This window comes from Paraburkholderia sp. BR10141 (genome assembly GCF_056155635.1).
In genome coordinates this window covers 67863-80356 of the sequence record NZ_JBMIQH010000016.1, presented here as the reverse complement: position 1 = coordinate 80356, position 12494 = coordinate 67863, and the positions used below count along the sequence as shown (strand labels likewise).

The window sequence follows — 12494 nt, the reverse complement described above, 5'->3', positions numbered from 1 at the left end:
CTTTACGTGTGGCGCGATGCGTCCGGCATCCGCTCTCTGCCAACGTCTACGGCCTGGCGCGGGAAATCTTGAGCCTGCCGCTCCCGCACGAGCGTGCCGGATCAGGACACGCTCACACGCCCTCGCGCACGCGGCCAGCAGCATGCTCGCGCAGGAGCGCCGCGCAGCCCTGGGCGCTCACCGGCCTGCCGAACAGGTAGCCCTGCTGCCGCTCGCAGCGCAGCGAGCGCAGAAACGACGCCTGCTCGGGCGTTTCCACGCCTTCGGCGGTCACGCGCATGCCGAGCGAATGCGCCATCGCCACGACGGCCGAGGTGATCGCCACGGAGTCGCGGTTGTCGGGCAGTCCCGCCACGAACGTGCGATCGACCTTCAGATGGTGCAGCGGAAAGCGCTTCAAATACGAAAGCGACGAGTAGCCGGTGCCGAAATCGTCCACTGAAATGCGCACGCCAATGGCGTTCAGCGCGTGCAGGAGAGGCAGCACACTCTGGCTGTCGCTCATCAGAATGCCTTCGGTGATCTCCACTTCGAGCGCGTCGGGCGCGAGGCCCGTGCGCGCGAGGCACCCCTCCACCTGTTCGACCAGCCCGTCCGCGATCTGGCGCGGCGAGAAGTTGACCGCCATGACGAAGTCGGGCGCGAAGAGGCGCCGCCACTGCGCGGCCTGGCGGCACGCGTGCTCGAGCACCCACTGGCCGATCGGGATGATCATGCCGGTGTCCTCGGCCACGGGGATGAACTCCACCGGCGAGACCTGGCCGAGCTCCTCGCTCTCCCAGCGCAGCAGCGCCTCGGCGCCGATCATGCGGCCGCTTTCGCCATCCACGATCGGCTGATAGACGAGGCGCAGTTCGCCCGAAGCGAGCGCGCGGCGCAGCCCCCGCTCGATCTGGAAACGGCGCTGCAGGTGCTGGCGCAACTCGTTCGTGAAGAACTGGAACTGGTTGGTGCCGCGCTGCTTGGCCGCGTACATGGCCGAATCGGCGTTGCGCATGAGCGCGGCGGCGCTGCGGCCATCGTCGGGATACAGGCTGATGCCGATCGAGGCGCCCAGGTAGTACTCGTTGCCCGCGACCGCGAACGGCGCGGCAAGCGCGCCGAGCACGCGCTGCGCAAGCGCGACAAGGTCGTCCACGCCCTTGTAGCAGCACACCGCGATCACGAATTCGTCGCCACCCACGCGTGCGAGCGTGTCCCCCTCGCTCACGCAGCCGGTGAGGCGCCGCCCCACGTCGCGCAGCAGCGAGTCGCCGGCTTCGTGGCCGCCCGTGTCGTTGACCTTCTTGAACCCGTCGAGATCGACGAAGAGGAGCGCCGGCTTCGCCGAACACGTGGCGCGCTCCAGCATCGCGTGCATGCGATCGGCGAGGAAGGTGCGGTTGTACAGGCCTGTGAGCGCGTCGCGCGTGGCGAGGTAGCGCAATTGCTGCTGCGCCTCGCGCACGGGCCCGATATCCGTGAACGAGACCACCACGGAAATCGGCTCGCTTTCGCCGGGCCGGAAGATCGGCAGCACGTTCTCGCTCACCCAGACGATCTCGCCGTCCGCGAGTTCGAGGCCGACGGTCTCGCCGAGCACCGGCTTGCCCGTCTCGAGCGCCTTCATGCTCGGGCGCTTCGAGGTGGGCAGGGGCTTGCCGCTTTCGTCGAGCACGCGCGGAATCACCTGCATGATGCTCATGCCGACAGCGTGCTCGGGCAGGCGCAGGAGGCGCCGCGCGCTGCGATTGCAGGCGAGCACGGTGTCGTCGCGGGCCTGCATCACGATGCCTTCGTTGAGGTGGTCCACCACGAGGCGATGGTGCTCCTCGCTGAGCGCGAGACGCTCGGCCATGGTCTGCTGGTTGAGCATGGCCGCGACGCTGTGAGCGATGTCGCACAGCAGCGCCTCCTCGGCCGCGCTGGGCCGCCAGGGCCGGCTCTGGTACACGGCGAGCGCGCCCAGCACGCCGCCGTTGTCGTCGTCGAGCGGCGTCGTCCAGACCGCGCGCAGGCCGCTGTCGAGCGCGATGCGGCGGTACTCGCCCCACTCGTGCGCGAGTTCGTAGTCCTCCACGCATATCGTGCGCCGCTCGGCGATCGCCGTGCCGGACGGGCTCGTGCCGGAACCGACCGGCGTGCCGTCGAACGCGGCGTGATACTGCGCCGGCAAGTTCGGCGCACTGCCGATGCGCAGGCGCTGGCCGTCGGCATCGAGTTGCAGGACCGCACAGTTTGCGCCCGCGCCCAGCAGCCGCCCGGCGCGACAGCAGACTTCCGCCAGCAGTTCCGGCAGCGGCATGCTGCGCGACACCAGCCGCAATACGCTGCGCTCCTGTGCGAGCGCCGCATCGGTTCCGTTCGCGGCCCCGCTGGTTGCCCCGTCCGATTCTTTCGACACCTCCGACTGACCGCCCCGTGATCCCGCTGCGCCGAACGCTCCCGCCGCTTGGGAATAGACCATACCTTCTTCCCCTCTTGTTGCCGCGGTGCCTGTGGTGCAGGTAGCGCCCGCGGCCGGCTCGATCTCTAATGTGGTGCGCGGCAAACCGCTCGCCGTCAGGCGAGCGATTGCGCCGCCCCTGCGTTAACGGCAAGGGCGGCGCGATTCTTGAAGCGTTGGGGCGAAAGGTACGGGCCGGCGGCGAGCCGGATAACAGGGCGCGGACGGGAAGGCACGCCGGGTGGAGGGGTATGGGCGGCGCGTAGGGGTTCGCGAGGGTAAACGCCTACGCGCGCCGGTACATCGCAAAAAACGCCTTACGCCTGACTCTTCTCGCTGCTTTCGCCGTTGCCGTCCTTATGGAACACGCGCTTGGTCGCGCGCTTGGTGGCCTCGTAGCCTTCGCGCGACGCATGCGCGATGCCGTGGCCCACCGTCTTCGCCGCGTGCGCGGTGGCGTGGCCGAAGTCGCGTGCGGCGTGGCCGGTTTTCGTGGCCGCTTCCTTCGAGTCGTGCTTGATGTTCTCCTTCACTTCGTGAAGGTCGGCGTGCGCCATCGTGCTGGCCATGCCCAGCACGAGCGCGGCAAGTATGAACCGTTTGGATTTCATCATCGGGCTCCCTTTTGTATTGTCATCGAATGACTGCGGACGCGTCGAGCATGACTGCCGCGCGTCCCGTAAGCAGCACGCGGCCCTCGCCGCGCACCGTAAAACCATAGAGTACCGTGTTGCCGCTGCCGCTCACGCGTTCGGCTTCGATCGCGAGCGGCGCGGCGAGCGTGTCGAGGCGCTCGATATGCGCCACTACCGTGCGCACGCTCGCAAGAAAACCCACGCGCGGACGCTCGGCCTCTGCGCCGTCCAGTGCGCCGAGCAACGCGCCATGCACCGCCATGGCCTGCGCCGCGTACTCCACGCCGCACACCGCCGCAAGGCGGCCGCGCGAGCGCAGCGGATTGTGCGGATCGCGATGGCTGGTCGCGATGCAGCGGATACGCGTCTCATCCCATGACTGTACCGCGTCGAGCAGGCACATCGCGCCGCTATGCGGTATGCGCGCCGCGATCCATGCGCGGTCGAGCGGCGCGCCCGGCGCGGCGTTCGCGATCACGTCCGCGAGCGTAGCGGGCAGAGTGGCTTGCGTCGTCATGCCCCCTCTCCAGACGCGTCCACGGGCTCGACGTCGATTTGCACACGCAGCTCGGGCATGTAGTCGATGACCACGCTCGCACGTTGGCCGGATGCATCGATGCTCGCGAGCGCTTCGAGCAGCGGCAGCACACGCGCGGCGGGATTGTTCGTGCGCAGCGCTTCGAGTTCAGGCGAGGCGAGCGGCGTCGCGAGCGCTTCGGTGAGCGTCACGTCGAGGCGCGCGAGCGTCGTCGCGCTGGCCTGCGGCGCGAGCACGAGCGCGACGCCGAATGCATCGGCCACGGGACGCAACGCGTGCAGCGGCTCGGGATAGTCGGCGTCGTAGGCGATCAGCAAGGTGGGCACGCCATCCACGGCCACCTGACACGCGCTTTCGAGCAGCCCCGCTGCGAAGCTGCCGTCGTGCGCGCACAGCACGTTCGATGCGGCCCGGTCGCGCGTCGCGATGCTCCAGTAGCCCGCGGGCGCGTTATGCACCGAGTTGTGAAAACGCGTGGGCGAAAGCAGGCGGTCGTCGCTTGCCAGCGCGTCGCAAATTATGTGGCAGTTCTGACCATCTCCACCCGAGGCCGCGAACACGGCGGCAAGCGTCGTCGCGTCGCGACCGCTCGCCGCGACGGCTTCGTGGCCCACGGCGAGCGCGGTCTTGACGACGGCCCCGGTGCGGCGGCGCTCTGCCGCCGGCAACCCCTCCGGCGGCGGCAGCACCGTGCGTGCGCTCGCGTAGGGCGCGCGCGCGGCGAGCACGTCGACCGTCTGCGGCCAGTTGGCGAGACCCGGGCCGATCACGCCGACGCTTTCGATGAATACGGAAAGTTTCATGGCGGTCATCCGTGATGTGCGCGGTCCGCGCGCCCGAACAGGAGGCTGCAGTTCGTGCCGCCAAAACCGAATGAATTGCTGAGTGCGGCGCCGACTTGCGCTTCGCGGCTTTCCAGCACGTAGTCGAGGCCGAGCGCGGCGTCAGGCTGCGTGGTGTTGACGCCGGCGGGCACGAAACGATGGCGCAGCGCGAGCGCCGCGATCACGGCTTCGAGCGCACCCGCCGCGCCGAGCGTATGCCCCGTCGCGCCCTTGGTCGAGCTGCATGGCGTGCGCTCGAACAGTGCGTTGATCGCGCGGCTTTCAGCGACGTCGTTGCTTGGCGTGGCCGTGCCATGCAGATTGATGTAACCGATTTCGTCTGGGGCCACGCCCGCGGTGGAAAGCGCCTGCGCCATCGCGGCGCGCGCGCCGAGCCCTTCGGGATGCGGCGACGACATGTGATGCGCGTCGCTCGATTCGCCCACGCCGAGCAGGAGGATGGCGTCGTCGTCCAGCGTGTCGGGCGTGCGCTCGAGGAAGGCGAACGCCGCGGCCTCGCCAATCGAAATGCCGTTGCGGTTCACGTCGAACGGGCGGCACGGATCGCGCGAAAGCAGTTCGAGCGAGTTGAAACCGTATAGCGTCGTCAGGCAGAGCGAATCGACGCCGCCCACCACGGCCGCATCGATCAGCCCCGCCTCGATCATGCGGCGCGCGGAGCCAAACACCTTCGCGCCCGAGGAACAGGCGGAAGAAATCGACGTGGCCGGGCCGCGCAGGCCAAAATAGGCGCGCACGAACGAGGCCAGCGCGAACGGGTTGTGCGTCTGCGCGTAGTGAAAGCCCGGCTTGAGCGCGCCGCTTTCCAGGTCCCGCTGCCGGTAGGCGTTTTCGGTTTCGAGAATGCCCGAGGTGCTGGTGCCGACGAACACGCCCACCCGCTCGGCGCCATAGCGCGCGACGGCGGCCCGAATGTGTTCGGCGAAACCGTCCTGCGTGAAGCCGATCTGCGCGAGACGGTGGTTGCGGCACGCATAGTCCGCGAGGTCGGCGCGTAGCGTCTCGCTCTCGAGGCCCGCCACTTCGCCAATCCACGTATCGAGGTCCGCGCGCGCGAAGTCGCAGCGCGCGAGGCCCCCGCGCTTGCCGCGCAGCGCGTCGAGCGTCGCGTCGAGCCCGCGCCCGAGGCAGCTGGTAGCGGTGAAATGCGAAAGGATCAGTGGTTTCACGTCAGTCGTTCCGTTTGCGCAGCGGTGGAATCAGGGTTGACCGGCTTCGCCGTCGAGGCACGCGCGCAGTGTGGTCCACTGCAGCTGGCGTTCGGCGGCGGCGCGCAGGAGCGGCGGCAGCACGTCGAGCACGAGCGGCTGGCCGCTTGCGTCGCGCGCCGCGTGGCCGTCGTGCACGAGCAGGATGTCGCGCGCAGCCAGGCCGTCGAGCAGGCGGTGCGTGACCGTCCCGGCCTCTTTCGCGCGGGTGTCGAAGCCGCGCCGCGTCCAGCTCGCGAGGTGCAGGCCGAGGCCGCACAGCACCGGCTCGAGGAACGGATTGCGCAGGCCCGCCGGTGCGCGGAAAAAGCGCGGCGGCGTCCCCGCGATTTCGGCAAGCGTGCGCTGCGCCGCCTCGATCTCGCGCTTCATCACGATGGGCCCCGAAACTGAAAACGTATGCCGATGGCGCTGGCTATGGTTCTCGACGGCATGGCCGCGCGCCACGATCGCTTCGACCAGATGCGGGTGGCGTCGCGCGAGATCGCCGATGCAGAAGAAGGTTGCGCGAACTTCGAAGTGGTCGAGTAAGTCGAGCACGCGCGGTGTCACTTCGGGGTCCGGGCCATCGTCGATGGTGAGCGCGATGCGCTGCCCCGCGTGCTCGGGCAGGCGCGTCCAGTTCGGGCCGAGCAACGCGCTGCGCGGCCACAGGCCCGCGGCGATCAGCGCGAGATGCGACGCGACCACGCTGCCCGCGGCCCACGGCCACGCGTGCGGCTGCGCGGCCACGGCGGCGGCCGCTCCCGCGTGCAGCGCCGCCGCGCCGCTTATGAACGGCGACGGCCTCCAGCGGCGCGCCGTGGCGGACGCGGGCGTCGCATGCGTAGCGCGCAACGAAGCCGAATTCATGCGCGGCCTCCGTGCGGGTGGGTCATCTGCGCGCGTTCGGTACGCGGGCGAGCCGGCCGCTGCTGCTCAGGCGTATCGGCGGCCACGCGCGCCTCGTCGCTGCTGTGCACGAGCGGCGGCGCGAGAATCGCCGCGAACACGAGCGCGAGCATCGCGCCCGGCCCCACCGTCAGCCCGAACGTTTCGAGCAGTGGCACATGAGACAGCGAGAGCAGGCCGAAGCCTGCCACCGTCGCGAGATTGGCGACGAGCAACGAGACGAGCGTGCGCGGCGTGATGCCCGCTTCGTCGTCGCGCTTGCAAAAGAACAGTGCATAGTTCGAGCCCACCGCGACGATGAGCAGCATCCCGACCAGGTGCAGAATGGTGAGCGACACGCCTGCCAGCGCGAATCCCGCCGCCACGACCAGCACCGCCGCGACGAGCGGCGCGAGCGCCCTCGCCGCACGCGAGAACGAGCGCAGCGCGAACACCAGCAGCACGACGATGACGGCGAAACCCGCGAGCGAGAGGCGAATGTCTTCGTGCACGTAGTCCACGTACATGCGGTCGGCTTCGGCCTTCATGTCGACGAAGAGCGCGCCCGGCACGTTCGCACGGGCGACGGCGCCGCTCACGGAGCTGGCGTCGAGGCTCGGCGTATTCACGGCCTGCGCGCCTTGTGAATGGCGCGGCGCGCGCAAGGCGAGCATGGCGCTCCACTGGCCGTCGCGCTGGGTCAGGAGCGCATCGACGGCGAGCGCCATCGACGTGCCCTTGAGGTCCGCGCGCGTGACGAGCGGCGCGTTGCGCGCCGCCTCGACGTCGGCGAGGAACGGCGCGAAGGCGTCGGGCCTCACATCCACCGGCTGGTTCCTGAGCGCCTCCTGCAGGCGCGCCGTGAGCACGTCCTTGCCGGGCAGGCTCGCGAGGCGTGCACGCTGGGTGGCGTCGCTCGGCAGGTAGCGCGCGGGGCTCTCGAAGCCGCCCAGCACACCACGCTCGACGAGCGGCTCCAACTGCGCGCCGACCTTCTCCGCGCCTTCGAGCGCGGCCTGCTCGCTCGCGGCCGGAATCACCACGAGATAGCGCACGTCGGGCGCGCCCACGTCCGCGCGCAGGCGCGTGTCGAGCGCCTGGCTCGCGGCGGGCACGGGGCTCAAGGCGGCAAGCTCGTGGCTCCAGAGGTCGTCGCGATGCAGCCAGAGCGACGCGAGCGCGGCGAGCACGAGCGCCGCGAGCGGCCAACGCAGGCGCGGTGCGGCGTGCGCCAGGCGCGCGAGCGCCGCGCCGATACGCGACACATCGCGGATCGCGACTGCGCCGCCCGACAGTTGCGGCAGCACGAATCGCGTGACGAGCGCGGCGCTCACGAGGCCCGCGATCGAATAGAGCCCGAGTTGCACGAGGCCGGGGAAGCCCGAGAACAGCATCGTCGCGAAGCCGCACACCGACGTCAGCACGCCAAGGCGGATGGTCGGCCAGTAAGCGGCGAGCCATGCGCGCATCGACTCGCGGCCCTGAGGCGCGCCGCGGGGGCCACCCTGCGACGACTGCACGAACAGATAGATCGAGTAGTCCACCGCCTCGCCCATCAGCGTCGTGCCGAAGCCGAGCGTCAAGCCATGCACCGTGCCGAACACGAGCGAAACCGTCGCAATGCCCACCGCCACACCCGAGAACACCGGCAGGAGCCCGAGCCCCAGCGTGCGCGGCGAATGGTACAGCGTGAGCAGCAGCGCGACGATCAGCACGAGGCTCAGGGTGGAGAGGCGTTCCACGTCGTGGCGAATCGCGTCGCGCGTGGCGACCCCGAACACGCCCGGCCCCGTCAGCGATACCTGGTAGGCCGAAGCATTGGGCAAGGTGCGCGTGGCGGCGGCAAAAGCGGCGCGCACGGCGTCGATGGCGCGGGACTGGGCGTCCGTGTCGGAGCCGGCGGCCGCCGTTTGCGCCACCAGCACGGCGCGCCGGCCGTCGCGCGAGGCCCAAACGCCGCCGCGGCTCGCAGGCTGCGCCGCGCTATCGAGCTGGCCGACCATCGCCGCCACTTCGCCCGTCGGGTCGCGCGGCAGCAGGTCCTTGGCAACCAGCCCCGCCGACGAAGTCAGCAGATCGAGGCTCTCGCCCAGCGCTTCGTGCAGCCCTTGTTCCGTGAAGTGTTGCGGCGTGACCGCGGGGCTCAGCACATAGCGGTGGGCGAACATGAACTGCTCGTCGCGCGCGTCGTTCTGGCCCGAGCCGTTGTGGATCGCCACGAATTGCGGGTCGGCGCGCAGGCTCGCCGCCACGCGGCGCGAAAGCTCCGCGCGCGTGCTCTCGTAGCCGCCGTCGATGCCGATCAGAATGAGCCGGGACGCCAGCCCGTCGCGCAGTTGATCGACGAGCACTTGCTGCGTGGGGCTCGGCGAGCGCGGCAGAAACGCCGAGAGATCGGCGGTGAAGTTCGCGCGGCCGATCGCCACCGCGCACGCGACGAGGCACAGCAGCCACACCGCAACGGCGCGACGCTGCACGAGCGCGACGCCGCGCGCAAGGACCGGATGGGCGCGCGGGTCCATCAGTTCGCGTCCGCGGAAAGGGCATGCAGGCGCATCACCGAATGATCGCCGTCTGCCTGCTGGATCGCGACGCTGCGCATCGCGTCGCGCGTGCCGTCGATCGTGATGGTGCTCACTACCTTGCGCATGCGCGAGTCGAGCGGCGTGAGCGTGAGCGTCCAGTCGTCGCCCTCACCCGTGAGCGCGACCTTGTACACCTGCTCCAGCGCGAAGCGGTTGCCTGCGAGCGTCGCGCGGATGCTCTCGATGAACGCGCCCAGTTCCGGATAGCGCGCGAGCGCCAGCGTGTACTTGTGGTTCTCGCGCTGCACGGTGAGCATGTCGCCGTCCACCACGAGGTGCTCGGGCTTCGGGTTCTGCGTGATCTTTTCCAGATGATCGGGCGCGACGAACACGAGTTCGCCCGACGACTCCACGGGCTGTGTCGCGATCGAGAGGTACTTCGTCTCGGTGAAGCTCGCGCGGCCGGACTTGCGCTGCGCGAGCGTGGACATCAGGCGGTCGAGCGTCCACGCGGGCTGCGCGGTTTCGGCGGCCTGTGCCGGCGCGGCGGGCGCGGCCGCCGTCATGACGGAAGCGGCGAGGAAAGCGGCGCTCGCCAGCGCACGCTGGCAGCGCGCGCGCAAGGTTGCGCAACGGCGGTTCGCGCTCATGCGTCGGTCACCTCGTGCACGGGTAGCTCGGCATGGGGGCGCGTCTCGCGGCGGCGCACCGTGGCCGGCGCACGCGCTGCAGTGCTCGCCGCCGCAGTTGCCGATGCCGTTGCGCCAACCATCGCGCCCTGCCTGCCGCCCTGCCAGAAGTCGTAGTAGTTGAACCAGTTGTACGGCGCCAGGCGGCAATAGCGATCGAGCAGGGTCACGTAGCGCACGAGCGCCGCGTCGATGGCGCGCTGGCGCGACTCGCGCGGCACGTCGGTGAAGTCCGCCAGCGTTTCGAAGTGCACGTCGTAGCGATTGCCGCCGCGATACAGGCCCGTCATGAACAGTACCGGGCGCTTGAGCATCGCGGCCATGTAGAGCGGCCCGAGCGGGAACGCCGCCGGTTCGCCGAGAAACGCCATGCGGCGCATGGTGGCGGCGTCGTCGGCGAGCAGCGTGCGGTCCGCGAGCATACCCACCATGCAGTTCTGGTCGAGACGCTCGTGCACCTTCAGCATCGAGCCAACCTGGCCGAGCCCGATCACTTCGGGCTTCGCCGCGGGATTCACGGCGGCGAGCGTCGCGTTGATCTTCTGCGCGTTCTCTTCGTACATCGTCACGACCACGCGCAGGTCGGGCCGCGTGCGGCCGAGCGCGCGCACGATCTCGAAGCTGCCGAGATGCGCGCCCATCAGGAACACGCCGCGCCCCTTGGCGAGCGTCTCGTCCACGAGCGTATGGCCGTGCGGGCGGATATCGAACATGTCGAAGCGCGCGTTCGCCAGGTAGATGCGGTCGTGAATCGTCGACGCGAATGTAAACACGTGGCGGTAGATATCGCGCCAGTGCGCCGGGCGGCCCAGCACGCGGCGCAGGTAGTCGCGCGAGGCGGCGCACGCGCGCGGCGAAAACAGCACGAAATACAGGGCGATCAAATGCAGCAGCACGCGGCCCGCGCGGCGGCCGAGGCGCAGCGAGAGCCACGTCATGATGCGCAGGAGCAGCGTATTGCTGCGCTCCTGCTGGTTCGCCCAGTCGGTGCGCTTCGTCATGGCTGCGCTCCGGTTTTTTCGTCGCTGATGACGCCGCTCGCGACATCGCGCGCGCCCGCGCGCAGCGTGAAGCGGATCGCGCCGCTCGCCGCCGCGTCCCAGGCGAGGTCGAGCGTTTCGCCAGGCGCGGCCGGGCTCAGGAATTTCGCGGTGCTGAGCTTGAACGTGGTGAACGGCCGGTTCAGCGCGTCGCCGATCGCGTCGATGGCGTGATCGAGCAGCACGACGCCGGGCACGATCGGGTGACCCGGGAAGTGGCCCGGCAGCGCGGGATGATCGGCGGGAATCGCGAACGAAAGCGTGGTTGCGGGTTCGGATAGAGCGTCGCCCGCTTCCCGCGCGGCCGGCGCGAGGCCGCCGCGCATCTGCCGCGCGACGAACGCCGCGAGCACATCGTGCGGCAGCTTGCCGGTGTCGTTGCGCGGCAGGGAATCGACGAACAGCAGCGGACGCGGCAGAAACGCGCGATCGATGCGCTCGCGCAGCGCGCGCTGCAGATCGGCAAGCGTGAGCGTGGGCGCGACCACGAGCGCGACGAGGCGCTGCACGATGTCGTGTCCCGTATGCGCATCGTGCTCGAGGTGCGCTGGCATGAAGAACACGCCGTCCACCACGCCAGGAATGGCGTTGAGCTGATGGTTGAGGTAGGCGAGCGAGGTCCGCTTGCCCGCGATGTTGATGAGGTCCGCCTTGCGCCCGTGCAGCAGGAAACGCTGCGCGTCGAGCAGTTCGATGGCGTCGCCCATCGGCACCGGCTCTTCCACGTGGCCGCCCGAAACCCACATCGTGGGGCCTTCGTCGTCCTGGACCGCGCTTGCGCGCGCTTCGAAGCGAACCTGCGGGAACAGTTGCCACGTTGCGCCCTTCGCGGTGCGGCGCGTCGCGATCTGGCCGGTTTCGGTGCTGCCGTAGATTTCGACGAGCGGCGCCTTCAGGCGCGTTTCCGCTTCGAGCGCGAGCTTTTCCGAGAGCGGCGCGGTGGCGGAGAGCACCAGCTCGGCCGGCGGCAGCGCGTGATCGGTGGCGAGCAGCGCGCGCAAATGGATCGGCGAGGTCACGAGCACGCGCGGGTGCGGCACGGCTTCGAGTTCGTCGCGGATATCGACGGGATAGAACGGCAGCCGGTTGCTGAAGGCGAAGCCACCGATCAGCGGCAGGAGCACGGTCACTTCGAAGCCATACATGTGCTGCGGCGGCACCGTGCCGACGATCGTGCAGTCGCGCGCGGCGAGCAGGCCGTGCCGCTCGGCCGACGCGCGCACGCCCGCCACCAGCACGCCCCACGTCTTGGCATGCGGCACCGGCGCGCCGGTGGACCCCGACGTGAAAACGTAGGCCGCGACGCGCGAGGCGTCGATCCGCGGGACGGCGAACGGCGCGTGCCCGTCGGCTTCCTGCCGGGCTTCGGGATACGCGAAACGCGGCAGGTCGATGGCGCAATCGGGCGCGTCGTGCAAGCAGAACGCGTCGGGTGCGAACGAGGCGAGCTGGCGCACCGTTTCCGGCGTCTGCGTCGAGGGCAGCAGGCTGACGCGGCCAGAGACGAGCGCCGCGCACAGGCCCACAGTAAAGCGGTAGCGATCGCGGCAGACGTTGAATACGTGGCCGCCCGCCGGCAGTGCCGCGGCCACACGCGTGACATCGGCGAGGAACGCGCGCACCGTAACGGGCGCGCCGTCGCGCCAGGCCATGACCTGATCGGGCGACGTATGAAAAACGAGCGGATGAGTCTGCATAACTTCAGTCAATACGGATTCC

10 protein-coding genes are annotated in these 12494 nt (G+C 69.7%); all 10 read right to left on the bottom strand.

The features are described from left to right. Positions 1-112: 112 nt before the first annotated feature. Positions 113-2446: a putative bifunctional diguanylate cyclase/phosphodiesterase gene (locus ACOJB8_RS22145; RefSeq protein WP_475014207.1), complete on the bottom strand. Its 2334-nt coding sequence runs from the start codon at positions 2444-2446 to the stop codon at positions 113-115. A gap of 296 nt (positions 2447-2742) precedes the next feature. Further along, a complete protein-coding gene (locus ACOJB8_RS22140; RefSeq protein WP_368683400.1) occupies positions 2743-3036 on the bottom strand; it encodes a hypothetical protein in 294 nt (97 codons plus the stop codon). Positions 3037-3058: 22 nt separating this feature from the next. Continuing rightward, on the bottom strand, positions 3059-3577 hold the full coding sequence (locus ACOJB8_RS22135) for a hotdog family protein (protein ID WP_368602377.1): 519 nt from the start codon (positions 3575-3577) through the stop codon (positions 3059-3061). Further along, a complete protein-coding gene (locus ACOJB8_RS22130) occupies positions 3574-4401 on the bottom strand; it encodes a beta-ketoacyl synthase chain length factor (RefSeq protein ID WP_475014205.1) in 828 nt (275 codons plus the stop codon). The genes ACOJB8_RS22135 and ACOJB8_RS22130 overlap by 4 nt, the downstream gene beginning before the upstream one ends. A 5-nt stretch (positions 4402-4406) precedes the next feature. Then, entirely contained in the window at positions 4407-5612 is a 1206-nt protein-coding gene (locus ACOJB8_RS22125; protein WP_475014203.1) for a beta-ketoacyl-[acyl-carrier-protein] synthase family protein, read from the bottom strand. Positions 5613-5642: 30 nt separating this feature from the next. After that, a complete protein-coding gene (locus tag ACOJB8_RS22120; protein ID WP_475014201.1) occupies positions 5643-6503 on the bottom strand; it encodes a polysaccharide deacetylase family protein in 861 nt (286 codons plus the stop codon). Next, positions 6500-9043, bottom strand: coding sequence for an MMPL family transporter (locus ACOJB8_RS22115; protein WP_475014199.1), 2544 nt, complete (start codon positions 9041-9043; stop codon positions 6500-6502). Before ACOJB8_RS22115 ends, ACOJB8_RS22120 begins: the two co-directional genes overlap by 4 nt. After that, positions 9043-9696, bottom strand: a complete 654-nt coding sequence (locus ACOJB8_RS22110) for an outer membrane lipoprotein carrier protein LolA (RefSeq protein ID WP_475014197.1) — start codon at positions 9694-9696, stop codon at positions 9043-9045. Before ACOJB8_RS22110 ends, ACOJB8_RS22115 begins: the two co-directional genes overlap by 1 nt. After that, positions 9693-10736: an LpxL/LpxP family acyltransferase gene (locus tag ACOJB8_RS22105; protein ID WP_141710723.1), complete on the bottom strand. Its 1044-nt coding sequence runs from the start codon at positions 10734-10736 to the stop codon at positions 9693-9695. The genes ACOJB8_RS22110 and ACOJB8_RS22105 overlap by 4 nt, the downstream gene beginning before the upstream one ends. Beyond that, entirely contained in the window at positions 10733-12472 is a 1740-nt protein-coding gene (locus ACOJB8_RS22100) for an AMP-binding protein (protein WP_475014330.1), read from the bottom strand. Before ACOJB8_RS22100 ends, ACOJB8_RS22105 begins: the two co-directional genes overlap by 4 nt. Positions 12473-12494: the final 22 nt, after the last annotated feature.

Coding starts and splice junctions, on each gene's coding strand:
- ACOJB8_RS22145 (WP_475014207.1), bottom strand. CDS start 2,446: ATGGTCTATTCCCAAGCGGCGGGAGCGTTCGGCGCAGCGGGATCACGG.
- ACOJB8_RS22140 (WP_368683400.1), bottom strand. CDS start 3,036: ATGAAATCCAAACGGTTCATACTTGCCGCGCTCGTGCTGGGCATGGCC.
- ACOJB8_RS22135 (WP_368602377.1), bottom strand. CDS start 3,577: ATGACGACGCAAGCCACTCTGCCCGCTACGCTCGCGGACGTGATCGCG.
- ACOJB8_RS22130 (WP_475014205.1), bottom strand. CDS start 4,401: ATGAAACTTTCCGTATTCATCGAAAGCGTCGGCGTGATCGGCCCGGGT.
- ACOJB8_RS22120 (WP_475014201.1), bottom strand. CDS start 6,503: ATGAATTCGGCTTCGTTGCGCGCTACGCATGCGACGCCCGCGTCCGCC.
- ACOJB8_RS22115 (WP_475014199.1), bottom strand. CDS start 9,043: ATGGACCCGCGCGCCCATCCGGTCCTTGCGCGCGGCGTCGCGCTCGTG.
- ACOJB8_RS22110 (WP_475014197.1), bottom strand. CDS start 9,696: ATGAGCGCGAACCGCCGTTGCGCAACCTTGCGCGCGCGCTGCCAGCGT.
- ACOJB8_RS22105 (WP_141710723.1), bottom strand. CDS start 10,736: ATGACGAAGCGCACCGACTGGGCGAACCAGCAGGAGCGCAGCAATACG.
- ACOJB8_RS22100 (WP_475014330.1), bottom strand. CDS start 12,472: ATGCAGACTCATCCGCTCGTTTTTCATACGTCGCCCGATCAGGTCATG.